The 23783-nt window shown below is 73.2% G+C and carries 19 protein-coding genes and 1 pseudogene; 10 read left to right on the top strand and 10 right to left on the bottom strand.

Annotation, left to right across the window (positions count from 1 at the left end; all coding sequences use genetic code 11):
- Positions 1–159: 159 nt before the first annotated feature.
- The 4 genes from ilvD to AC07GB_RS17045 all read right to left on the bottom strand — a co-directional run bounded on the left by ilvD (position 160) and on the right by AC07GB_RS17045 (position 5206).
- Positions 160–2013 carry a dihydroxy-acid dehydratase gene (gene ilvD, locus AC07GB_RS17060; RefSeq protein WP_478846054.1) on the bottom strand — a complete coding sequence of 618 codons (1854 nt, stop codon included), beginning with the start codon at positions 2011–2013 and terminating at the stop codon, positions 160–162.
- 218 nt (positions 2014–2231) lie between these two features.
- Positions 2232–2864, bottom strand: a complete 633-nt coding sequence (locus AC07GB_RS17055; RefSeq protein WP_478846052.1) for a TetR/AcrR family transcriptional regulator — start codon at positions 2862–2864, stop codon at positions 2232–2234.
- Entirely contained in the window at positions 2861–3685 is an 825-nt protein-coding gene (locus AC07GB_RS17050; protein WP_478846050.1) for a sugar phosphate isomerase/epimerase family protein, read from the bottom strand. The genes AC07GB_RS17055 and AC07GB_RS17050 overlap by 4 nt, the downstream gene beginning before the upstream one ends.
- Positions 3686–4273: 588 nt before the next feature.
- Positions 4274–5206 carry a Ppx/GppA family phosphatase gene (locus tag AC07GB_RS17045; RefSeq protein ID WP_478846048.1) on the bottom strand — a complete coding sequence of 311 codons (933 nt, stop codon included), beginning with the start codon at positions 5204–5206 and terminating at the stop codon, positions 4274–4276.
- 71 nt (positions 5207–5277) lie between these two features.
- Here AC07GB_RS17045 and AC07GB_RS17040 point away from each other — a divergent pair, with 71 nt between their 5' ends.
- Complete coding sequence (locus tag AC07GB_RS17040) at positions 5278–6270, top strand: DUF3109 family protein (protein WP_478846046.1); 993 nt, start codon at positions 5278–5280, stop codon at positions 6268–6270.
- Positions 6271–6326: 56 nt separating this feature from the next.
- Here the strand turns inward: AC07GB_RS17040 and AC07GB_RS17035 are convergent, their stop codons facing one another.
- Positions 6327–8210 (bottom strand): BACON domain-containing protein, encoded by a 1884-nt coding sequence (locus tag AC07GB_RS17035; protein ID WP_478846044.1) that lies wholly within the window; start codon positions 8208–8210, stop codon positions 6327–6329.
- 274 nt (positions 8211–8484) lie between these two features.
- Here AC07GB_RS17035 and radA point away from each other — a divergent pair, with 274 nt between their 5' ends.
- Positions 8485–9894, top strand: coding sequence for a DNA repair protein RadA (gene radA, locus AC07GB_RS17030; RefSeq protein WP_478846042.1), 1410 nt, complete (start codon positions 8485–8487; stop codon positions 9892–9894).
- Positions 9895–9984: 90 nt separating this feature from the next.
- Complete coding sequence (gene disA / locus AC07GB_RS17025; protein ID WP_478846040.1) at positions 9985–11109, top strand: DNA integrity scanning diadenylate cyclase DisA; 1125 nt, start codon at positions 9985–9987, stop codon at positions 11107–11109.
- Between the two features lie 151 nt (positions 11110–11260).
- Here disA and AC07GB_RS17020 read toward each other — a convergent pair whose 3' ends face one another.
- On the bottom strand, positions 11261–12112 hold the full coding sequence (locus AC07GB_RS17020; protein ID WP_478846038.1) for a hypothetical protein: 852 nt from the start codon (positions 12110–12112) through the stop codon (positions 11261–11263).
- A gap of 229 nt (positions 12113–12341) precedes the next feature.
- Between AC07GB_RS17020 and AC07GB_RS17015 the strand changes: the two are divergent.
- Positions 12342–12968 (top strand): annotated as a pseudogene (locus AC07GB_RS17015) (phosphatase PAP2 family protein); the annotation flags it as partial.
- A gap of 431 nt (positions 12969–13399) precedes the next feature.
- Here AC07GB_RS17015 and AC07GB_RS17010 read toward each other — a convergent pair.
- Positions 13400–14086, bottom strand: a complete 687-nt coding sequence (locus AC07GB_RS17010; RefSeq protein WP_478846036.1) for a response regulator — start codon at positions 14084–14086, stop codon at positions 13400–13402.
- Positions 14083–15639, bottom strand: coding sequence for a sensor histidine kinase (locus AC07GB_RS17005; RefSeq protein ID WP_478846034.1), 1557 nt, complete (start codon positions 15637–15639; stop codon positions 14083–14085). Before AC07GB_RS17005 ends, AC07GB_RS17010 begins: the two co-directional genes overlap by 4 nt.
- A 313-nt stretch (positions 15640–15952) precedes the next feature.
- Here AC07GB_RS17005 and AC07GB_RS17000 point away from each other — a divergent pair, with 313 nt between their 5' ends.
- The 5 genes from AC07GB_RS17000 (at position 15953) to cseC (ending at position 20734) form a co-directional block, all read left to right on the top strand.
- Positions 15953–16885 (top strand): HhH-GPD family protein, encoded by a 933-nt coding sequence (locus tag AC07GB_RS17000; RefSeq protein ID WP_478846032.1) that lies wholly within the window; start codon positions 15953–15955, stop codon positions 16883–16885.
- A 299-nt stretch (positions 16886–17184) separates the two neighbouring features.
- Positions 17185–17724: a SigE family RNA polymerase sigma factor gene (locus tag AC07GB_RS16995; protein WP_478846030.1), complete on the top strand. Its 540-nt coding sequence runs from the start codon at positions 17185–17187 to the stop codon at positions 17722–17724.
- Positions 17725–17810: 86 nt separating this feature from the next.
- Complete coding sequence (locus AC07GB_RS16990) at positions 17811–18398, top strand: hypothetical protein (RefSeq protein ID WP_478846028.1); 588 nt, start codon at positions 17811–17813, stop codon at positions 18396–18398.
- Between the two features lie 87 nt (positions 18399–18485).
- Positions 18486–19199 (top strand): two-component system response regulator CseB, encoded by a 714-nt coding sequence (cseB, locus tag AC07GB_RS16985; protein WP_478846026.1) that lies wholly within the window; start codon positions 18486–18488, stop codon positions 19197–19199.
- A gap of 125 nt (positions 19200–19324) precedes the next feature.
- Positions 19325–20734, top strand: a complete 1410-nt coding sequence (gene cseC / locus AC07GB_RS16980) for a two-component system sensor histidine kinase CseC (protein WP_478846024.1) — start codon at positions 19325–19327, stop codon at positions 20732–20734.
- A gap of 4 nt (positions 20735–20738) precedes the next feature.
- Here the strand turns inward: cseC and AC07GB_RS16975 are convergent, their stop codons facing one another.
- Together AC07GB_RS16975 and AC07GB_RS16970 are read right to left on the bottom strand one after the other, a co-directional pair.
- Complete coding sequence (locus AC07GB_RS16975; RefSeq protein ID WP_478846022.1) at positions 20739–21182, bottom strand: VOC family protein; 444 nt, start codon at positions 21180–21182, stop codon at positions 20739–20741.
- 271 nt (positions 21183–21453) lie between these two features.
- Positions 21454–23010, bottom strand: coding sequence for an MDR family MFS transporter (locus tag AC07GB_RS16970; protein ID WP_478846020.1), 1557 nt, complete (start codon positions 23008–23010; stop codon positions 21454–21456).
- Positions 23011–23195: 185 nt separating this feature from the next.
- Here AC07GB_RS16970 and AC07GB_RS16965 point away from each other — a divergent pair, with 185 nt between their 5' ends.
- Positions 23196–23777 carry a TetR/AcrR family transcriptional regulator gene (locus tag AC07GB_RS16965; RefSeq protein ID WP_478846018.1) on the top strand — a complete coding sequence of 194 codons (582 nt, stop codon included), beginning with the start codon at positions 23196–23198 and terminating at the stop codon, positions 23775–23777.
- The last annotated feature ends 6 nt before the right edge of the window (positions 23778–23783 follow it).

Here is a 23783-nt window from a genome sequence, read left to right as displayed (position 1 = left end):
GTATGCCCCGATACGTTCACTTGTTCCACGTGAAACGTGCGGCGCGGGCCGCCGGTGGCATGTACTCCACACCATAGACGCGCCCGCGCTCCACACCAGTTGCAGGACAAACCGGGACAGTCGGCCCGGGGCGGCGGATCGGCCGCGCCGCGCGGGGTGTCAGCCCAGCCGCGACACGTCGCGCACCGCGCCCTTGTCCGCGCTCGTCGCCATCGCCGCGTACGCCCGCAGGGCCGCCGAGACCTTGCGCTCGCGGGACTTGGGCGCGTACGTGCCGCCGAGAGCCTCGCGGCGACGGGCCAGCTCGGCGTCGTCGACCAGAAGCTCGATCGAGCGGCCCGGGATGTCGATGCGGATGCGGTCGCCGTCCTCGACCAGGGCGATGGTGCCGCCGGACGCGGCCTCCGGCGACGCGTGGCCGATGGACAGGCCCGACGTACCGCCGGAGAAGCGGCCGTCGGTGACCAGGGCGCAGGCCTTGCCGAGGCCGCGGCCCTTCAGGAATGAGGTGGGGTAGAGCATCTCCTGCATGCCGGGGCCGCCCTTGGGGCCCTCGTAGCGGATGACGACGACGTCACCCTCCTTGACCTGCTTGTTCAGGATCTTCTCGACGGCCTCCTCCTGCGACTCGCAGACGACGGCCGGGCCCTCGAAGGTCCAGATGGACTCGTCGACGCCCGCGGTCTTCACGACACAGCCGTCGACGGCCAGGTTCCCCTTGAGGACGGCGAGGCCGCCGTCCTGGGAGTAGGCGTGGGCGACGTCGCGGATGCAGCCGTTCGCCGCGTCCGTGTCGAGGGTCTCCCAGCGCTCCGACTGCGAGAAGGCCTCGGCGGAGCGCTTGCAGCCGGGGGCCGCGTGCCACAGCTCGAGGGCCTCGGGGAGCGCGGAGCCGCCGCGCACGTCCCAGGCGTCCAGCCACTGCTTGATGGAGGGCGAGTGGACCGTGTGCACGTCCTCGTTGAGCAGCCCGCCGCGGTACAGCTCGCCGAGGATCGCGGGGATGCCGCCCGCGCGGTGCACGTCTTCCATGTAGTACGTGCCTTGCGGCGCCACGTTCGGGGCGACCTTGGCCAGACAGGGGACGCGGCGCGAGACGGCGTCGATGTCGGTCAGGTCGTACCCGACCTCGGCCTCCTGGGCGGCGGCCAGGAGGTGCAGGATCGTGTTGGTGGAGCCGCCCATGGCGATGTCGAGCGCCATGGCGTTCTCGAAGGCGGCGTGGGTCGCGATGTTGCGCGGCAGGACGGAGGCGTCGTCGCCCTCGTAGTAGCGCTTGGTGATCTCGACGACCGTGGCGCCGGCCCGCTCGTACAGCGCGCGGCGGGCGGTGTGGGTGGCGAGCACCGAGCCGTTGCCCGGCAGGGACAGGCCGATGGCCTCGGTCAGGCAGTTCATGGAGTTGGCCGTGAACATGCCGGAGCAGGAGCCGCAGGTCGGACAGGCGTTCTCCTCGATGCGGAGGATGTCCTCGTCCGAGACGTTCTCGTTCGACGCGTCGACCATGGCGTCGATCAGGTCGAGCTTGCGCACGGTGCCGTTGACCAGGGTGGCCTTGCCCGCCTCCATGGGGCCGCCGGAGACGAAGACCGTCGGGATGTTCAGGCGCAGGGCGGCCATCAGCATGCCGGGCGTGATCTTGTCGCAGTTCGAGACGCAGATCAGGGCGTCGGCGCAGTGGGCCTCCACCATGTACTCGACGGAGTCGGCGATCAGGTCGCGCGACGGCAGGCTGTAGAGCATGCCGCCGTGGCCCATCGCGATGCCGTCGTCCACGGCGATCGTGTTGAACTCGCGCGGGATGCCGCCCGCCTCGCGGACGGCCTCGCTGACGATGCGGCCGACCGGCGCCAGGTGGGTGTGGCCGGGCACGAACTCGGTGAAGGAGTTGGCGACGGCGATGATCGGCTTCCGGCCGATGTCCGCGCCCGGTACCCCGGAGGCTCGCATCAGGGCGCGCGCGCCCGCCATGTTGCGACCGTGGGTGACTGTGCGGGACCTCAGCTCGGGCATCGTCGCTCGCTCCTTCAGGGGCAGATCTCGATACGGCTATTGATACGGCTCTTGATACGGCTATCGATAGGGCTATTGATAGGGCTGTCGATACAGCTCTCAATAGGGCCGAGCGTACGCCGATGATCCAAGATCCGGACAGGGTGTCCGGATGGCGGGACGGCCGTCTCACGCCCTCCGTCGCGGCCGCATGTCCTCCGCCGCGGCTCCGCGTGCCCTCAGGCCGGTCCTGGGAAGCCCGTCAGATGCCCCTGCACCACCGGTGCCAGCCGTGCCACCAGGTCCTCCACGTCGGCCGATGCCAGGGGCTCGACCTGGATGACGTACCGGAGCATCGCGACGCCCACCAGCTGGGCCGCCGCCAGCTCGGCGCGCAGCTGAGCGTCGGGCAGGTCGAGCGTGCCGGCGATGCGGGACAGGAGCTGGGTGGCGACGAGGCGGCGGAAGACGGCGGCGGCGGTCTCGTTGTTGACCGCCGAGCGGACGATCGCGAGCAGCGGGGTGCGGGTGGCCGGGTTCTCCCAGACGCCGAGGATGAAGCGGGTCAGGCGCTCGCCGACGGCGTCGAGCGGCCCGTCCTCGACCGCGGCGGGGGCTTGCAGCGCGGGCGCGAAGGAGACCTCGATGGCCGCCGCGAAGAGCTGCTCCTTCGTACCGAAGTAGTGGTGTACGAGGGCGGAGTCGACGCCCGCCGCCTTGGCGATGGCGCGTACGGAGGTCTTCTCGTAGCCGTGCTCGGAGAACTGGTCACGGGCCGCTTCCAGGATCACCTCGCGGGTGGCGGGCCCGCGCTCGGTCTGGGTGCGCGAGGGGCGGCCCCTGCGCCGGGGCGCGGCGGCGCCCGCCGTCACGAGCGCGGCACCTTCGCCGACGACGCCAGGTGCAGCCGCGTGAAGGCCAGGGCCTCGGCGAGGTCGGCCTCGCGCTCGGCGCTGGACATGGCGCGGCGGGTGTTGACCTCGATGACGACGTGGCCGTCGAAGCCGGAGGTCGCGAGGCGCTCCAGGAGCGCTGCGCAGGGCTGGGTGCCGCGGCCGGGCACGAGGTGCTCGTCCTTCGCGGAGCCCTTGCCGTCGGCGAGGTGGACGTGGCCGAGCCGGTCGCCCATGCGGTCGACCATCTGGAGGGCGTCCGTGCGGGCGGTGGCGGTGTGGCTGAGGTCTATCGTGAAGTGGCGGTAGTCGTCCTTGGTGACGTCCCAGTCGGGGGCGTACGCGAGCATCTCGCGGTCGCGGTAGCGCCAGGGGTACATGTTCTCCACGGCGAACCGCACGTCCGTCTCCTCGGCCATCCGCCAGATCCCCTGGACGAAGTCCCGGGCGTAGCCGCGCTGCCAGCGGAAGGGCGGGTGCACGACGACCGTGGACGCGCCCAGCTTCTCGGCGGCGGCCCTGGCGCGCTGGAGCTTCACCCAGGGGTCGGTGGACCAGACGCGCTGGGTGATCAGGAGGCAGGGCGCGTGCACCGCGAGGACGGGGATCCGGTGGTAGTCGCTGAGGCGGCGCAGCGCCTCAATGTCCTGGCTGACGGGATCGGTCCACACCATGACCTCGACGCCGTCGTACCCGAGACGTGCCGCGATCTCGAAGGCCGTCGCCGTCGACTCCGGATAGACGGAGGCCGTCGACAGGGCGACCTTCGCGTCCGGGATGCGCACGACTGGTTCCACCACGGGGAACAGCGTACGGGGCCCCGCGTGGGCGCGTCCGCGCCGGGGCGCGGTCGATCGGCCTGCGGCCTCGTCCTCAAGCGCCGGACGGGCTGGATCTTTTCTGCGGCGCCGTCGCCACCCATCGCGCTCCGCGCTCGTCCTCAAACGCCGGACGGGCTGGATCTTCCCTGCGGCGCCGCTCTCTGCCGTCGCGCTGACGCGCTCGTCCTCAAACGCCGGACAGGCTGGATCCTCCCTACGGCGCCGCTCTCTGCCGTCGCGCTGACGCGCTCGTCCTCAAACGCCGGACGGGCTGGATCTTCCCCGTAGCGCCGTCGTCGCCCGTCGCGCTCTGCCTCAAGCGCCGGACAGGCTGGATCTTCCCTACGGCGCCGTCGTCACCCGCCGCGCTCCTCCTCAAACGCCGGACGGGCTGGATGGTGCCGCTGCGGGTCGTGTCCTGTCTGCGCCGCAGACGAGATGCGGCTCGCACCGGAGATTTTCAGCCCGTCCGGCGTTTGAGGACGAGGCGCGGAGCGCCGAAAAGCGGGGGCGCGGGGGCGGAGCCCCCGGATCGGGAAGGGGCGGGCCTGGGGCGCCCCGCGAGGGTCAGGTCGCGGGCATGTGGTCCAGGCGGCGCAGGATCACGCCCTCCCGGAGGGCCCAGGGGCAGATCTCCACGGACTCCACGCCGAAGAGGTCCATCGCGCCCTCGGCGACCAGCGCCCCCGCGAGCAGCTGCCCGGCCCGCCCCTCGGACACACCGGGAAGCTCCGCGCGCTCGCCCGTGGTCATCGCGGCGAGCTGCGGCACCCAGTCCTCAAGGGACTTCCGCTTCAGCTCGCGCTGCACGTACAGGCCCTCGGTGGACCGTGCCGCGCCCCCGAGCCGGGCGAGCTGCTTGAAGGTCTTGGAGGTGGCCACCACGTGGTCGGGGCTGCCGAGGCGGCTGAACTCCCCCACGGTCCGCGCGATCTGCGCCCGCGCGTGCCGCCGCAGGGCGCGGACGTCGTCCGGGTCCGGCGGGTCCTGCGGCAGCCACGCGGCGGTGAGCCGCCCGGCGCCGAGCGGCAGGCTGACCGCGGCGTCCGGCTCCTCGTCCATGCCGTACGCGATCTCCAGGGAGCCGCCGCCGATGTCGAGGACGAGCAGCTTGCCCGCGGACCAGCCGAACCAGCGGCGGACGGCGAGGAAGGTGAGCCGGGCCTCCTCCTCGCCGGTGAGGACCTTCAGGTCGACGCCGGTCTCCGCGCGCACCCGGGCGAGGACCTCGTCGGCGTTGGTGGCCTCGCGCACGGCGGAGGTCGCGAACGGAAGGAGGTCCTCGACGCCCTTGTCCTCGGCGGCCTGGAGGGCGTCACGCACCGTGGCGATGAGCCGGTCGACGCCCTCGGGGCCGATCGCGCCCGCCGGGTCGAGCAGTTGGGCAAGGCGCAGGTCGGCCTTGTGGGAGTACGCGGGCAGCGGACGCGCGCCGGGGTGGGCGTCCACCACCAGCAGATGCACCGTGTTCGAACCCACGTCGAGGACACCGAGTCTCATGTACGGAACGCTACTGCGCTCGCGGCTTTCGCTGGTCCCGGGGCGGGTGTGAGCACGCATACCCTGGAGACGTGCCAAAGACGAAAAAGGCGAAGGCCGACAAAACGAAGTCCGCGCGCTCATCGGAGCCCTCGGACCTGTCGGCGCCGCCCGCGCGGGGCGGCGCCGACAGCACGGCAGACAAAGCCGCCAAGGCAGACAAGCCAGACAAGAATGGCAAGCAGGGCAAGCCAGACAAGAAGGTCAAGGAAGCCAAGGCCGGCAAGGCCGTGCGGAAGCTCCGCAAGGCGGCGGACGGCGCTGTTCCGGCCGACGACGAGAAGGGCCTGGACTTCCCCCGCGCCTGGGTGGAGTTCCCCGACCCCGCGGACGACGAGCAGGTCTTCCGCTGCGACCTGACCTGGCTGACGTCCCGCTGGACCTGTGTCTTCGGCAGCGGCTGCCAGGGCATCAAGGCGGGCCGCGCCGACGACGGCTGCTGCACGCTCGGCGCGCACTTCTCGGACGAGGACGACGAGAAGCGGGTCGCGGAGTTCGTGGAGCGGCTCACGCCCGACATCTGGCAGCACCACGACGTGGGCCGGGAGACCGGCTGGGTCTCCGAGGACGAGGACGGCGAGCGCCAGACCCGGCCGTACAACGGCTCGTGCGTCTTCCAGAACCGCCCCGGCTTCGCGGGCGGCGCGGGCTGCTCGCTGCACATCCTGGCGCTCAAGGAGGGCCGGGAGCCGCTGGAGACCAAGCCGGACGTGTGCTGGCAGCTGCCGGTGCGGCGGACGTACGACTGGATCGAGCGGCCGGACGACACCAAGGTGCTCCAGGTCTCCATCGGGGAGTACGACCGCAGGGGCTGGGGTCCTGGCGGCCACGACCTGCACTGGTGGTGCACGTCTGCGACCTCGGCGCACGGGGCGGGCGAGCCGGTGTACGTCTCGTACCGGCCGGAGCTGATCGAGCTGATGGGCAAGGCGGGCTACGACCGGCTGGTGGAGCTGTGCGAGGCGCGCCTCGCGTCGCAGCTGCCGCTGCTCGCTCCGCACCCGGCCGATCCGCCGCGCGCCTAGCCGGGCTCCGCTCGCCACCTGCCCGCCCGCCGGTTCCGGAGCGTGCTACGGCCCGCTCACCCCGGGCCCTGGCCGCCGTCGCCGCTCGGCGGGGGCGTGGAGCCGGGGTCCGACGGGGTCGGCGCGGGGTCGGTGGGCGTCGGGTCCGTGGGGGTCGGGTCGGGGTCGGACGGGGCGGGGGTCGGGTCGCCGTCGCCGCTGGGGGTGGGCATCGGGTCGGGGTCGGAGGGGCCGGGGCGGGTCGGGGTCGGGCGGGGTCCGGGGTGGCTGGGCCGGGAACTGCCGTACCCCTGGATGGAGATGACGGCTCCCGAGGGCGCGATCGTGACGCGCGCGCTCCAGTGGCCTGCTGGCTCGCGGTCGTCGTCGACATACACCCGGATCGTGAACGAGTCGCCCGGCGCGAGCGTTCCCGACGACTGGCTCAGGAGGAGCCAGGGCGCTCCGGTGCTCGCGGACCAGCGCACCGGCGAACTCCCGGACGCGGTCAGCGTGATGAGGGTGACGCCGCCGTTCGACCGGGCCTGTACGCCGATGCGCCCGGCGCCCGGCGCGGCGGGCGCGCCGGGGCTGATGACCTCCACGGAGACGCCCGGGCCGCCGCGCCCTGAGGCGAAGCGGGGGTCGGGGGTGGTCCTGGCGTTGCCCGCGTTCTCGTAGCTGTCGCGGGCGGAGCCGTCACGGCCGCCGGGGCCGTCGTCGGCCTCGGAGGCGCTGGACGCGCGGCCGTCGGTGCCCTCGCCGGTCAGGGGGGCGCCCCGGTAGGCGGCCCACAGGGCGAGGACGGGAGCGGCCACGACGGTGGCGACGACCGTGGTCGTGACGGCCCGCGCGCGGAAGCGCTCCCGACGGGCGGCGTGGTCCTTGGGGTCCATGGGGAAGCCGCGCCGGTCGAAACGGGGCCCGCCGCGGTTCCTGCGGGGGGCGCGCGGGGCGTGGGCCATGGCGTGGTGCAGGGCCGCGCGCGGGGCTTCGATCAGGGGCAGCGCGGCCGGGGTGACGGCGGTGCCGGGCCAGGCGTCGGCTCCGGCCCGCTCGGCGGTGCGGCGGCAGCGCGGGCAGTCGTCGACGTGCCGGACGAGTTCACGGCGCAGGGCGGTGCCGAGGAGGACCTGGTTGTCGCCGGTGAGGCGGGCGACGATGGGGCAGGTCCCGGTCTCGACGACGGCGAGCGCGGCGCGGGTGCGCTCCACCTCGCAGGCGGCGGACGCGAGCAGTTCACGGGCGGCCGTGAGGTCGAGGCCGAGGACGGCGGCGACCTCCTTGGGCGCGAGCTGGTGGCGGACGGCGAGTTCCAGGGCCTCGCGCTGCTCGGGCGTCGTGCCGGCCGCCTCGGGCCAGGCCAGCTGGGCCAGCTCGCGGCGCCGGGCACGCTCGGCGTCGTCCACGGGAGGCGGCTCCGCGGCGTGCGGGGACGCGGCGTGCGAGGACGCGACGTGCGAGGACGCGACGTGCGAGGACGCGACGTGCGGCGAGGCGGCGTGCGGAGACGCAGTGTGCAGAGACGCGGCGTGCGAGGACGCGGGGCGCGGAGACGCGGCGTGCGGAGACGCGGCGTGCGGAGACGCGGGGGCCGGCTTCCCCGGCTCCCCCGGCTTCCCCGTTCCGGCCGCGTGCGCCCCCTGCCGGCCCCCCTTACGGGCATCGGCGAGCGCGCGCAGACACATCCAGCGGGCGAGCGCGTACAGCCACGCGCGCGTGTCGCCCTCCGTACGGGCGCCGCGGCGCTCGGCGAGCACCAGGACGTCGCCGAGGGCGGCGGTGGCGGTGTCGTGGTCGCAGAGGACGGACAGGCAGTACGTGAACAGGCCGTCCAGGAACGGTTCGTAACGCGCGGGGGGCGCCTGCGGCACCGCGCGCGGCACCACGAGATTGCGGGGGCCCGCGTAGATCCGGTGCGCGCCGGTGGTGTGCGTGGGGACTTCCGGACTGCTGCTCATCACCCGTGCGAAGTTAGGCGCATGATGCAGAGGGCTTCCTCCCCCTTGAGCACATTTAACCCTTACGGGTGAACAGATCCCTCAAAAGGGGACAGGAAGCCATGATTCCGTTGTCTGTTCGAGCCGTGCCGCGTCCGAGGGGCCCGATTGTGGGCCCTGGCGGGCCGGGGTGGCCCCCCGTGGCGCGGCCTGGCGGGCGTCTCGCGGGCCTCCGGGCGGCGGGGCCGGGCAGGGCCCGGCGGCGTTGTCAGTGGCGCCCGCTACGGTTTCGCCCATGGCTGCCCGTACGAAAACCGCCAAGGACCGTCCGTCCTACCGCTGCACCGAATGCGGCTGGCAGACGGCCAAATGGCTCGGCCGCTGCCCCGAGTGCCAGGCCTGGGGCACGGTCGAGGAGTACGGCGCGCCCGCGGTGCGCACCACCACCCCCGGTCGCGTCACCACCTCCGCGCTGCCCATCGGCCAGGTCGACGGCCGCCAGGCCACGGCGCGCTCCACCGGCGTGCCCGAGCTGGACCGCGTCCTCGGCGGTGGCCTGGTGCCCGGGGCCGTGGTGCTGCTCGCGGGCGAGCCCGGCGTCGGCAAGTCCACGCTGCTGCTCGACGTCGCGGCGAAGGCGGCCACGGACGACCACCGCACGCTCTATGTGACCGGCGAGGAGTCGGCCAGCCAGGTCCGGCTGCGCGCCGACCGCATCGGCGCGCTCGCCGACGACCTGTATCTGGCGGCGGAGACCGACCTGGCCGCCGTCCTCGGCCACTTGGACGCGGTGAAGCCCTCGCTGCTGATCCTGGACTCGGTGCAGACGGTCGCGTCCCCGGAGATCGACGGCGCGCCCGGCGGCATGGCGCAGGTCCGGGAGGTCGCCGGGGCCCTCATCCGCGCCTCCAAGGAGCGCGGCATGTCCACGCTCCTGGTCGGCCACGTCACCAAGGACGGCGCGATCGCGGGCCCCCGCCTCCTGGAGCACCTCGTGGACGTGGTGCTCCACTTCGAGGGCGACCGGCACGCGCGCCTGCGCCTGGTCCGCGGCGTCAAGAACAGATACGGGGCGACGGACGAGGTCGGCTGCTTCGAGCTGCACGACGAGGGCATCGTCGGACTCGCCGACCCCAGCGGCCTGTTCCTCACCCGCCGTGCCGAGCCCGTGCCCGGCACCTGTCTGACGGTGACCCTGGAGGGCCGCCGCCCGCTGGTCGCCGAGGTGCAGGCGCTCACCGTGGACTCCCAGATCCCCTCGCCGCGCCGCACCACGTCGGGCCTGGAGACGTCCCGGGTCTCGATGATGCTGGCCGTCCTGGAGCAGCGCGGCCGCATCAGCGCGCTCGGCAAGCGCGACATCTACAGCGCGACGGTCGGCGGCGTGAAGCTGTCCGAGCCCGCCGCCGACCTCGCCGTGGCGCTCGCGCTCGCCTCCGCTGCCAGCGACACCCCGCTGCCCAAGAACCTGGTCGCGATCGGCGAGGTGGGCCTCGCGGGCGAGGTCAGACGGGTCACCGGGGTGCAGCGCAGGCTGGCCGAGGCGCACCGCCTGGGCTTCACGCACGCGCTCGTGCCGGCCGACCCCGGGAAGGTCCCGGCCGGTATGAAGGTCACCGAAGTCGCCGACATGGGCGACGCGCTGCGCGTCCTTCCGAGATCGCGTCGCCGAGAGGCCCCACGGGAGGACGAGGACCGCCGGTAGACTTTGCCCAGGTCTCGCCCACCCGTACGAACTCTGGCGTACGACAGAGGGTCGGCCGAGCCTCGGACAACCTGCGACCGGAGGAGTGCAGTGGCAGCCAACGACCGGGCAGCGGTTCCCGGCAAGCCCGGTGGCGCCTCCGGTGCCGACGGCCTGATGCGCGCCTCGCTGAGCGCGGTCGCTCCGGGCACGGCCCTGCGGGACGGCCTGGAGCGCATCCTGCGGGGCAACACGGGCGGGCTCATCGTCCTCGGCTCCGACAAGACCGTCGAGTCGATGTGCACGGGCGGATTCGTCCTGGACGTCGAGTTCACCGCGACGCGGCTGCGCGAGCTGTGCAAGCTCGACGGCGGCATCGTGCTGTCCTCGGACCTGTCGAAGATCCTCCGGGCCGGTGTCCAGCTGGTGCCGGACCCGACGATCCCCACGGAGGAGACCGGCACGCGGCACCGCACGGCGGACCGCGTGAGCAAGCAGGTCGGCTTCCCCGTGGTGTCCGTGTCCCAGTCGATGCGCCTGATCGCCCTGTACGTGGACGGGCAGCGGCGGGTCCTGGAGGACTCGGCGGCGATCCTGTCACGTGCCAACCAGGCCCTCGCCACCCTGGAGCGCTACAAGCTCCGCCTGGACGAGGTCGCGGGCACCCTCTCCGCCCTGGAGATCGAGGACCTGGTGACCGTGCGGGACGTCACCGCCGTCGCGCAGCGCCTCGAAATGGTGCGCCGCATCGCCACCGAGATCGCCGAGTACGTGGTGGAGCTGGGCACCGACGGCCGCCTCCTGGCCCTCCAGCTCGACGAGTTGATCGCGGGCGTGGAGCCCGAGCGTGAGCTGGTCGTCCGGGACTACGTACCCGAGCCCACGGCCAAGCGCTCGCGCACCGTCGACGAGGCACTGGCCGAGCTGGACTCCCTGACCCACGCCGAGCTTCTCGAACTGTCCACCGTGGCCCGCGCCTTGGGCTACACGGGCTCGCCCGAGACGCTCGACTCCGCCGTCTCCCCGCGCGGCTTCCGCCTCCTCGCGAAGGTCCCCCGGCTGCCCGGCGCCATCATCGAGCGCCTGGTGGAGCACTTCGGCGGCCTCCAGAAGCTGCTCGCCGCGAGCGTCGACGACCTCCAGACGGTGGACGGCGTCGGCGAGGCCCGCGCCCGCAGCGTGCGGGAGGGCCTCTCGCGGCTCGCGGAGTCCTCGATCCTGGAGCGCTACGTCTAGCCCCCGGCGGGCCGCAGTCACCGGCTGAGCCCCGGTGGCCCGTGCCGCTTCGCGGCGGGAAGTGCCGCGCTGCGCCGTCGATCGGCTGCGGGCACGTCGTGGCTGGCCGCGCATTTCCCCGCGCCCCTAACGGGGCGCCACCGGCGGGGCGTCAGTCGGCCGTCAGGACGAAGGACGCGCGGTCCGAGCCGAGCGTCGCGGACTTGGCCTCCACCAGATAGGTGTCGGGCTTCGCCGCCCCCGCCGGAGGCGTGGCGCACTGGGGCGCGCTGGCCTTCAGGTCCCACTCGACGACGTGCGAGACCCGGCCGCCGGCGGGCACCCGGAAGAGCAGGCTCGTACCGCCCGCGGCGGGGCAGTCGGCGGAGGACCAGATCTCGTCGCCCGAATCGGACTGAGTGATCGTCAGGACCGTGCCCTTGGCGCCGAGATCGACCTTGCAGGCCTTGCCGCTCTTGTTCACGGCGGTCAGCTCCAGCTTCGGCTTCTGCCCCACCGCGTACTCGTTCCGCAGGCTGCGGAGCTTCAACTGCACCGCGCCGGACGTGCAGTTGGAGAGCGTCGAGCCCGCGGGCAGCCGGTTGCCCGAGCCGCCGCCGCCCTTCGCGTCGTCGGTGCCGGAGCCGCCCCCGGCGCCGCCGGAGTCCTCGCCCGAGCCGCCGCCGGAACCGGAACCGGAGTCCCCGTCGCCGTCCGAACCGCCGGAACCACCGGAACCACCGGAACCGCCGGAGCCCCCGGAACCACCGGATCCCTCCGACTCGTCCCGGCCGCCCGGGTGTTCGCTGATCGCGGGGCCCGAGCCGGAGGGGCCCGGCGTGATGGACGTCGCGGGGCCGTTGCCCGACGGCCCGTCAGCACCGTTCTTCCCTCCGCCTCCGCCCGAGGCGAGGGCCCAGACGACGAGGAGCAAGAGGAGTCCGAGCACGGACAGCAGAACGGCCCTCCGACGCCAGTAGATGGAGGAGGGAAGCGGCCCGATCGGATTGCGCAGAGATCCCACGCCCAAACCTTACGAGAGAACGGCGCGTTCTCCGGCCCCACCCGCCGCCTGGGTTCACAACTTTTGCGGATCATCATCACGGTTCCGGCCACGCGCCCCGCCCCGCACCCGCCCCGCACCCGGCCTGTCGCCCCGTCCTCGCCCCGCTCGCTCCCTGTCTTTCGTCAGGTCTGATATCGGTCCATCGCTGGATGTGACGATTCGAGATCCCTACGTACGGTCCGTAATCATGGACACCATGGATTCCTCCGGCCTTTACCGCGACATCACCGAGTTCGCCCATGACACCCCGGGCTGGGTGCAGCACCTCGCCGAGGTGTGGACGGAACTCGGCCTGCTGCTCTTCGGCGCGCTGTTCGTCGTCGCCTGGTGGCGGGCCCGGAGCGGGGACCCGCGCGCGTTCGCGGTGGCGGTCCTCGCGCCCCTGGGCACGGCCCTCGCGTATGTGATCAGCGAGGCGGTGAAGTCCGTGGTGGACGAGGAACGGCCGTGCCGGGCCGTGAAGGGCGCGCTCACTCCGCTCGTCGAGTGCCCGCCGCACGGCGACTGGTCCTTCCCCAGCAACCACTCCACGATCGCGGGCGCCGCCGCCGTCGGCCTCGCGCTCGCCTGGCCGCGCATCGCCGCCCTCACGCTGCCGATGGCGGTCCTCATGGCCTTCTCGCGGGTCTTCGTGGGCGTGCACTACCCGCACGACGTGGCCGTCGGCCTGGTGCTCGGCGCGGTCGTCGCGTTCCTCGCGGTGCGGCTCGCCTCGCGCCCCCTGGCGCGGGTCGCCGAGACGATGCGGGGGTCGCGCACGGCGCTCGTCACCTGGTTCGCGGGCCCCGGCCCGGCCCCGGCGCACGCGCCCGGACGAGCCGCCGCCCCCGCACCGGCGTACGCGGCGTCCCCCGCGCCCTCGGCGTCCCCCGCGTACGACGCGCCCTCGGCGTACGACACGGCGTACGGCACCCCGTACGGCTCGGCGCCGGCCTACGACGCGTCCCCGGCGTACGCGCCCCACGCCTCGTACGACTCCTCGTATGACTCCCCGTACGACTCCTCGTACGGGGACGGCACGCACGCCCCGTACGGGGACGCGGCGCCGTACCAGCACAACGCGCAGGCGCCCTACGGCGACGCGGCGTACCCGGCGCAAGGCGCGGACCCCTACGTCCCGCACCCGCAGCAGGGCGACCACCAGCAAGGCGGCTACTACCAGGGCGACTACCAGCAGCCCCCGACGCACCGCCCCTGAGACCGGATCAGACCGGATCAGACCGGATCAGACCGGATCAGCCCGGATCAGCCCGGGGCGCCCGGCGCGGTCCGCGCGCCCTCGTCCGCGACGAGCCCCGCCTCGTACGCGACGATCGCCGCCTGAACGCGGTTCTTGACCTCCAGGCGGTCGAGGACCGCGCTCACGTAGGCCTTGACCGTGCCCTCGACCAGACGCAGGCGCGCGGCGATCTCCGGGTTGGACAGACCCGCCCCCACCAGGCCGAGCACCTCGCGCTCGCGCGGGGTCAGGCCCGCCACGCGCGCGCGTGCGGCCGACTCGCGGCCGATGCGCCGCCCGCCGAGCCCGTCGATGACGTACCGGGCGACCTTCGGCGACAGGAACGCGGCGCCGCCCGCCACCGCCCGTACGCCCGCGATGAGTTCGTGCGGATCCCCCGACTTCAGCAGGAAGCCGGTGGCCCCGCCGCCGAGCGCGCGGGCGACGTACGCGTCCTCGGAGAACGTCGTCAGCATCGCGACGCCCGTGCCCGGCAGCGTCCTGACGATCTCCTCGCCCGCCGCGAGGCCGTCGAGGCGGGGCATGCGGATGTCGAGGAGCGCCACGTCGGGGCGGTGCGCCTGGGCCAGCTCGATCGCCTCCCGGCCGTCGGCGGCCTCGGCGACGACCTCGATGCCGTCTCCCGCGGTGAGGATGGCCCGCACGCCCGCGCGGATCATCGCCTCGTCGTCGGCCAGGAGTACGCGGATCACCGCCGCCCCCCTTCGCCGTCCACTGCGGCCGTACCGGCCTTGGGGATCACTGTCTTGTCCACGAGCTTTCCGTTCTCGAAGCAGAGCCTGAAGTGCGCTGAGGAGGTGAAGAGTTCGCCGCTCGCGCGGTAGTAGCGGCAGTCCGCTCCCGGGGGCGGCGGGCTCGGCGCCCGGTCCACGGGCGGGTCGCTCACGCCGCGCTCCGGCAGGGCGGCCGCGACGTCGGCCTGTTCCGCGCCCACGCGCAGCGCGGCGAAGTCGGCGGGCTTCAGGACGGAGTGCGTCTTGGTGTACGCGTACCAGCCGAACGTCCCGGCGATCAGGACGGCACCGGTCGCCGCGGCGGCCCCGAAGGCGAGCACGGTGCGGCGCCGGGCGTGGGCGAGCGTCCCGGAGGGCAGCGGCACGGCGCCCGCCGGGGCCCCCAGCGGAACGCCCGCGTCCGCCGGAATCACCGCGCGCACCCGGAAGCCGTCGCCGTCCGGCCGCGCCTCCAGGTCGCCGCCCAGGGCCGCCAGCCTGGTGTGCAGGTCCGCGAGGCCGGAGCCGCCGCCGGGGGGTGAACCGGGCTCCTTGGCCATGCCGTTGGTGACCGTGACCGTCGTACGGGTGTCCGCGCGGGTCGCCGCGACGGTGACGGGGGCGCCGGGCGCGTACTTCGCCGCGTTGGTCAGGGCCTCCTGGACCACGCGGTAGGCCAGGCGCTCCTGCGGGCCGGGCTCCTGGTCGCCGTCCGCGACGTACCGCACCCTGAGGCCCGACTCGGCCGCCCGCGCGACCAGTTGCCCCACCGTCTCGCCGGGCGGCGCGAGCGGGGCGGGCTCGTCGCCCTCGTCCCGCAGTACGCCGATGATCGCGCGCAGCCGGTCCGTGGCGTCGGCCGCGGCCACGCGCAGGTCGCTGGCCGCCGCGCGATGGTGTTCGGGCAGGTCGGCGGCCAGCTGGAGGGCGCCCGCGCGCACCGCGATCAGGCTCAGCTCGTGGCCGAGGGAGTCGTGCATGTCCTGGGCGATGCGGGCCCGCTCCCGCAGCCGGGCGCGGTCGGCGACGATCCGCTGCTCGCGCTCCAGCTGGTCGGCGCGGGCGAGCGCGGACGCGGTCAGGGCGCGGCTCTGCCGCCAGTAGCGGCCCGCGAGCCAGGGGAAGACCGCGCCGAACAGGAGCGTGGCCATGAGCACCAGCCACTCGACGACCGGGTCGACGTCGCGCACCACCACCTTGGCGGTGCCCGCCGCCGCGACCGCGGCGAACGCCAGGATCGCGGGCAAGGGCCGCGGCCCTTGCCTGCCCAGGAGGTACGCGAAGGCCGCGAGGGCCATGCCGTACGAGACCGTGAACAGGGAGGGGGCGGTGGCCTCGCCGGGGGCCGCGGCGAGCAGGAACGCGAGGGTGGGGCGGCGGCGCCAGATCGCGGCGGCCGCGGCGAGGGCGGCTAGGCCGCCGAGCTGCTGCCAGGCCGTGCGGGGTTCGTTCAGGCCGATCGCGTCGGCCGTCGCCGCGGGGATGGCCAGGGCCAGCCACAGCAGGGCGTCCACATGGCGTCGGGTTCTCACCCCCTCGACGCTACGTGCCTGCGGCCGCGCCTGTACCTGCCGATCGACAGGGGTCTCTCTCCCCCGCCCGCCCTCGCGTTGTCCTCTGCCGCCCGTCACCGCACCGCGCTACCGCGCTTGTCCTCAAACGCCGGACGGGCTGGGTGGGGGCGCTCGGCGTGTTCGTCGGCTGACGGTGGACCGGGGTCCGGCCTGTGAGGGCGGGTGGGCGGGGAGGAGGCCCCGCGACAGCCGGGCCCCGGGGTTCGGCGCGCTGCACAGCGTGCCGTGCCGTTGGCCCGGGGCCCGGGCCCTCCGTGGCAGGATCGTGGGCATGCCGACCGCACTCGCCGCCGACCGAGACGACAGCCGAGCCGCAGAGGGGCCCCCGTCCCACGGCCGGCTCCACTCCCCCGTCATCGCCTGGTTCGAGGCACACGCGCGTGACCTGCCGTGGCGCCGGCCGGACGCCGGGCCCTGGGGTGTCATGGTCAGCGAGTTCATGCTCCAGCAGACGCCCGTCAGCCGGGTCCTGCCCGTGTACGAGCAGTGGGTCGCCCGCTGGCCGCGCCCGGCCGACCTGGCCAAGGAGGCGCCCGGCGAGGCCGTGCGCGCCTGGGGGCGGCTCGGCTATCCGCGCCGGGCGCTGCGTCTGCACGGCGCCGCCGTCGCCATAACGGAGCGCCACGGCGGTGACGTACCGACGCAGCACGCGCAGCTGCTCGCGCTGCCCGGCATCGGCGAGTACACCGCGGCGGCCGTCGCGTCCTTCGCGTACGGGCAGCGGCACGCCGTGCTCGACACGAACGTGCGTCGCGTGTTCGCACGGGCCGTGACCGGCGTGCAGTACCCGCCGAACGCCACCACCGCCGCCGAGCGCAAGCTCGCCCGCGCGCTGCTGCCCGAGGACGAGGCCACCGCCGCACGCTGGGCCGCCGCGTCCATGGAGCTGGGCGCCCTGGTGTGCACCGCGAAGAACGAGGACTGCGGGCGCTGCCCGATCGCCGCGCACTGCGCCTGGCGCGCGGCGGGCAAGCCCGCGCACGAGGGTCCCGCGCGCCGGGGGCAGACGTACGCCGGTACGGACCGCCAGGTGCGCGGCAAGCTGCTCGCGGTGCTCCGCGAGGCCGTGACGCCGGTGCCGCAGACGGCGCTCGACCGGGTGTGGGACGAGCCCGTGCAGCGGGCCCGCGCGCTTGACGGGCTCGTCGCCGACGGTCTGGTGGAGCCCCTGCCGGACGGGTTCTACCGGCTGCCGCTGACCTGAGGACCGGCCGCCGCTGACCTGAGGACCGGCCGCCCGGGAGCACGGCCACCGGCCGCCCCGGGGCCGCCGCGCGGCCTCCGTAACAAGTCCACAGCGACAAATAGGGCAACCACTCCCACATGGAGCTGCGGGTTTACTCCTGCCCTACTTCTGTTACACAACCGACGTACAGCCGTGCGTCCGCCGCTGGCTGCTCCGCACAACGCCGTGACAACGCCTCCGTAACTTCATTCCCGTACCGCACAGGCAAGGGATCGCGGTCAGCGAACCGGGGACGAACGGAACGGAGGCGGTTGGGAATGGCGCACGGCGAGGTGCTCGAGTTCGAAGACTACGTCCGCACTCGGCAGGACGCTTTGCTGCGCAGCGCCCGACGGCTCGTACCGGACCCCGTGGACGCGCAGGACCTGCTCCAGACCGCGCTCGTACGAACCTACGGTCGCTGGGACGGCATAGCCGACAAGCGGCTCGCGGACGCCTATCTGCGCCGCGTCATGATCAACACGCGGACCGAGTGGTGGCGTGCCCGCAAGCTCGAAGAGGTGCCGACCGAGCAGCTGCCGGACGCCTCCGTGGACGACTCCACCGAGCAGCACGCGGACCGCGCCCTGCTGATGGACATCATGAAGGTGCTCGCCCCGAAGCAGCGCAGCGTCGTCGTGCTGCGACACTGGGAGCAGATGTCCACAGAGGAGACGGCCGCCGCGCTCGGCATGTCGGCCGGCACGGTGAAGAGCACGCTGCACCGGGCGCTCGCCCGGCTCCGCCAGGAGCTGGAGAGTCGCGACCTCGACGCACGCGTGTTCGAACGTGAGGAGCGGGAGCGTTGCGCGGCCTGAGTCCCCGGGCCAGCCGGACCGGCCGTGCCGGTCGGGCGGGACAGGACAGATCAGCGGGTGTGCATCAGAAGGCGGGGAGTGCGGCGGTGGCCGTGCTCGCCGCCCTCGGGCTTTTGCTCACCGTCACGAGTTGCTCCACCGGCGGCTCCGGCACCCGCGACGAGGGCCCGGCGCGCACCGGCGCCGTGGCGTCGGCCTCGCCCTCGCAGGCCCCGTCCCCCGCTCCCAAGAACGTCGACGCGGTCCAGCTCGTCAAGGACGACCCGAAGGTCAGCCTCGCCGTGAAGCGGGACCTCAAACCGTGTTCCGAGGACGAGTACCCGGTGGACGTCTCGTACGGCAACCTGACCGGAGCAGCGTCCTCCGACGTTGTCGTGAACGTGCTGACCTGTGGTGACGCCGTGGGCATCGGAAGTTACGTGTATCGCCCGGACGGTAAGAAGTACGAGAATGTCTTCGCCGACGAGCAGCCTCCCGTCTACGCCGAGATCGACCGCGGAGCCCTGGTCGTCAGCAAGCAGCTGTACGGCAAGGACGGCTCGGTGGCGGAGCCCACCGGTGAGGACGTCATCACGTACCGCTGGGCGACGGACCACTTCACCGAGCGGGGCCGCGTCCGCAACAACTACAGCAACGCGGTGGGCGGCGAGCCCAGCGCTCCGAGCGACGACTGAGCCACGCCCGCCGCACGACCCGAGACCCACCCGGACCGGACAGTGACCACCCCGACCGCCCTGACCACCTCGAACTGAGAGCACCCGATGGCAGAACACACCCATGTCCTGTTCGTCGAGGACGACGACGTCATCCGCGAAGCCACGCAGCTCGCCCTGGAGCGGGACGGCTTCGTGGTCACCGCCATGCCCGACGGACTGCTCGGCCTGGAGGCGTTCCGGGCCGACCGGCCCGACATCGCGCTGCTCGACGTGATGGTCCCGGGCATGGACGGCGTCTCGCTGTGCCGCCGCATCCGCGAGGAGTCGACGGTTCCGGTGATCATGCTGTCGGCGCGGGCCGACTCGATCGACGTCGTCCTCGGCCTGGAGGCGGGCGCCGACGACTACGTGACCAAGCCGTTCGACGGCGCCGTCCTGGTCGCGCGCATCCGCGCCGTCCTGCGCCGCTTCGGACACGCCAGCGGCTCCGGCACGGCCGCGCCCGCGGCCCAGGAGCAGGGCGCGGGGGACGGCGGCGTGCTGACCTTCGGCGACCTGGAGATCGACACCGAGGGCATGGAGGTGCGCCGCGGCGGCCAGACCGTCGCCCTGACGCCGACCGAGATGCGCCTGCTCCTCGAGTTCTCCTCCGCCCCGGGCACCGTCCTGTCCCGCGACAAGCTCCTGGAGCGCGTCTGGGACTACGGCTGGGGCGGCGACACGCGCGTCGTCGACGTCCATGTGCAGCGCCTGCGCACGAAGGTCGGCCAGGACCGCATCGAGACGGTCCGCGGCTTCGGCTACAAGCTCAAGGCGTGAGCTTGCGGGACGCGATACGAGGCGCTGCGCGCCGGGCCAGCCTCAGTGCTGCGCGCCGGGCCAGCCGCAGTGCTGCGCGCCGGGCCCGCCGCAGCGGTGCCCGCGCGACGGTCCAGGGGGCGGGCATGAACGGGGCGGCGCGGCCCGGCCGCGGCGGTCACGGCCGCGCGGGGCGCGGGCCCGGCGGCATGCGGGAGCGGCTGCTCGGCCTGGTCGGGCAGCGGCTGAGGACCGGCGTGCGGTGGAAGATCGCCGCCGCCATCGGGCTCGTCGGCGCGCTCGTCGCGGTCGCGCTCAGCCTCGTCGTGCACAACGCCGCCCGCGTGTCCATGCTCGACAACGCGCGCGACCTCCAGGACGAGCGCGTCCAGATCGCCCAGCGCAACTACGAGGCCCGCGGCACCACCCCCGCCATCTACGGCACCAAGGTCGACGACCCGGAGATGCCGCAGGAGCTGCGCCGCAAGGTCCTCAAGGGGCGCCGCGCCACCTACGTCCAGGAGCGCGGCGAGGGAACGCCCGACATCTGGGCGGCCGTGCCGCTCAGCAACGGCCACGTCCTGTCGGTGCACACCCGCTTCACCGACCGCAGCGCCACGATCATGAAGGACCTCGACCAGGCCCTGGTCATCGGCTCCATCTCGGTCGTCTTCGGCGGCTGCGCGATCGGCGTGCTCATCGGCGGCCAGATGGCGCGCCGCCTGCGCAAGGCCGCGACGGCCGCGGGCGAGGTCGCCCAGGGCCAGACCGAGGTCTCCGTACAGGACGCCATCGGCGGCGTGGTGCGCGACGAGACCGACGACCTCGCGCAGGCCGTCGACGCCATGGCGGACGCGCTCAAGCAGCGCCTGGAGGCCGAGCGCCGGGTCACCGCCGACATCGCCCACGAGCTGCGCACCCCGGTGACCGGGCTGCTCACGGCGGCCGAGCTGCTGCCGCCGGGGCGCCCCGCGGAGCTGGTCAAGGACCGCGCGCAGGCGATGCGCACGCTCGTCGAGGACGTCCTTGAGGTGGCCCGGCTCGACTCCGCGTCGGAGCGGGCCGAGCTTCAGGACATCCTGCTCGGCGAGTTCGTGAGCCGGCGCATGGCCACGCTGCCGGTCGAGGTGGCGGTGACCGTGGTGCACGAGTCGGAGGTCACCACCGACCCGCGCCGCCTGGAGCGCATCCTGCACAACCTGGTCACCAACGCCGCCAAGCACGGCAAGCCGCCCATCGAGGTGAGCGTGGAGGGCCGCGTGGTGCGGGTGCGCGACCACGGCCCCGGCTTCCCCGAGGCGCTGCTCGCCGAGGGGCCGAGCCGCTTCCGCACCGGCTCGGCGGACCGCGCGGGCCGCGGCCACGGCCTGGGCCTGACCATCGCGGCGGGCCAGGCCCGGGTGCTCGGCGCGCGTCTGACCTTCCGCAACGTACGCCCGCCCGGCGCGTCCACGGACGAGGCGGCGGAGGGGGCGGTGGCGGTCCTCTGGCTGCCCGAGCACGCGCCGACGAACACGGGCAGCTACCCGATGCTCCAGCTGCCGGACCTCGGCTGAGGACTCAGCAGCCCCAGTCCTTGTCGAGGTCCAGGCCGCCCTCGCGCGCCTGGGTGAACGAGAACCAGTTCCCGGAGTCGTCGCGGAAGATCGCCTCGGTGCCGTACGGACGCTCCTGGGGCTCCTGGAGGAACTCGACGCCCCGGGCCTTGAGCTTCTCGTAGTCCCCGTGGATGTCGTCCGTGCTCAGGGCCGCGCCGAGCACGCCCTTGCCGACCAGCTTCCGCAGCGCTTCGGCGGACTCGGCGTCCATGCCCGCGCCGCCCGGCACCATCAGGGCCAGCATGACCGCGGGCTGGTCCTTGGCGCCGACGGTGAGGAAGCGCATGCCGCCCTCGCCCAGGGTCATGTCCGTGCGGACCTCGAGGCCGAGCTTCTCGGTGTAGAACTCCTTGGCCCGGTCCTGGTCGAGGACCCAGATGGTGGAGATGGCGAGTCCCTTGATCATGGTGTGCTCCTGGTGAGAGGTGCGTGCTTGGCCGGCCACCGTAGGCAGCGGCTCGCCCGGCCCGCTTCCGCCGGGCGCGGCTGCCGCAACTTCTCCTACTCGTCCGATGCTGGCACGCGCCGCTGACACCGGCCTCCGGGCACGGCGACGGCCCCCGGCGCGGGCGGCGCCGGGGGCCGGGGTGGGCCGGGGTGCGGGGCGGCCGCTCGGCCGGCTCGGTGGCCGGCTCTCCCGCCCCGCGCGCGGAGTCCCCTTCCGCGCTCCCGGCCGGCTACTGGTCGGCGGGCGCGGCCGGCGCGGCCCCCCGAAGCGGCGTCTCCCGTACGAACACCGCGGTGAGCAGCGCGGCCGCGGCCATCACGGCGCCGAGCACGAACGCGGCGTGCGTCCCTGAGGTCACCGCGTGCTGGTAGGCGTCGCGCACCGCGTCCGGCAGCTTGGCGAGGCTCGCCGCGTCGAGCTGCGCGGACTGCTCGGTGACCTTGCCGCCCGCGGCGCCGGCCCGCTCGGCCATCTCGTCCTGCACCCGGTTGTTGAAGAGCGCGCCCATGACGGCGACGCCGAAGGACGAGCCGAGTGTGCGGAACAGCGTGGCCGACGAGGACGCGACGCCCATGTCCTTCATCTCGACGCTGTTCTGCGCGACGAGCATGGTGATCTGCATCAGGCAGCCCATGCCCGCGCCGAGGACCGCCATGTAGATCCCGGAGGTGAGGCGGGAGGTCTCGGTGTCCATCTGGGCGAGCAGCACGAGGCCCACGCCCATCAGGACGCTGCCCGCGACGGGGAAGACCTTGTACTTGCCGGTGGAGGTGGTGACGCGGCCCGCGACCATCGAGACGGCCATCATGGCGAGCAGCATCGGCATGAGCAGCAGCCCGGAGTTGGTGGCCGATGCGCCCTGCACGGCCTGCTGGTACAGCGGCAGGAAGAGCATCGCGCCGAACATCACGAAGCCGGACAGGAAGCCGATCACGGCCATGAGCGTGAAGTTGCGGCTGCGGAAGATCCGCAGTGGCATGAGCGGCTCGGCCGCCTTCTGCTGGACGAAGTAGAAGCCGACGAGCGCCGCGACGCCGAGGCCGATCAGCTCCATGATCACGGCCGAGCCCCAGGCGTACTCGGTACCGCCCCAGGTGGTCACCAGGACGAAGGACGTGATGCCGGTGGTGAGCAGGGCCGCGCCCAGGTAGTCGATGCGGCCCGTGGCGTGCTTCTTCGGCAGGTGCAGCACGGTGCTGACCATGAACAGGGCGACGGCGCCGAGCGGCAGGTTGATGTAGAAGGCCCAGCGCCAGCCCAGGTGGTCGGTGAGGGTGCCGCCGACGAGGGGGCCGCCGATCATCGCGACCGCCATGACGCCGGTCATCATGCCCATGTACTTGCCGCGCTCACGGGGCGGCACCAGCTCGCCGATGATCGCCATGACGCCGACCATCAGGCCGCCCGCGCCGAGCCCCTGGATCGCGCGGAAGCCGATGAGCTGCCCCATGTCCTGGGCCAGACCGCTGAGCGCGGAGCCGATCAGGAAGATCACGATGGAGGTGAGGAAGGCGCCCTTGCGCCCGTACATGTCGCCGAGCTTGCCCCAGATCGGGGTCGAGGCGGCGGTCGCGAGCGTGTACGCGGTGACGACCCACGACAGGTGCTCCAGGCCCCCGAGGTCACCGACGATCGTGGGCATCGCGGGGCTCACGATCATGTTGTCGAGCATCGCGAGGAGGATCGCGACCATCAGCGCGAAGATCACCACGCGCACGCTGCGCTGGGGCGGGCCCTCCGCGGCCCGTTCCTTGCCTCTCGGCTTCACTGCTACGGCACTCGCCATGACGCTCCCCGCTTCCCTCTCCCCGGCTACTTACTTGCCGCCCGGCAAGCTGATTACACTGAGGGAAGGTAGACCCCCAACTAGCCGGGCGTCAAGCAAGTTGGCTTGCCGGTCGGCAAGCAAGTCCCAAGGGTCCGTAAAGACGCGGAGCCCCTCGGGTGCAGAAGGAGTGCGAGGATCGCCCCATGGGCACAGGGAAGCAGCAGCGCCGCGGTGACACCCGCCAGCGCATTCAGGACGTAGCGCTCGCACTGTTCGCCGAGCAGGGGTACGAGAAGACGTCGCTGCGGGAGATCGCCGAGCGTCTCGAGGTCACGAAGGCGGCGCTGTACTACCACTTCAAGACCAAGGAAGACATCCTCACCAGCATCTTCGAGGACATGACCCGTCCCATCGACGAGCTGATCGAGTGGGGCGGGCAGCAGCCCCGCACGCTCGACACCAAGCGCGCGATCCTCACGCGCTACAGCGAGATCCTCACGGACGCCGCCCCCCTTTTCCGCTTCATGCAGGAGAACCAGGCGACGATGCGCGACCTGAAGACCGGCGAGAGCTTCAAGGACCGCATGTTCGCCCTCCTGGACATCCTCAGGGACGACGATCCGGCGACGCCGATGACCGCGCAGGTGCGCTGCTTCAGCGCGCTGTTCACCATGCACGGCGGGATGTTCGTGCTCAAGGACGCCGATGGCGACCCCGAGGAGAAGCGGAAAGCCATCCTCGAGGTCGCCATCGACTTGGTGACCCAGGCGCACCACGGCGCGTGAGTCAGG

Source organism: Streptomyces sp. NPDC045778, assembly GCF_056431945.1.
Note: the sequence above shows the minus strand (reverse complement) of the source record. Positions and strands in the feature narration are given on the sequence as shown.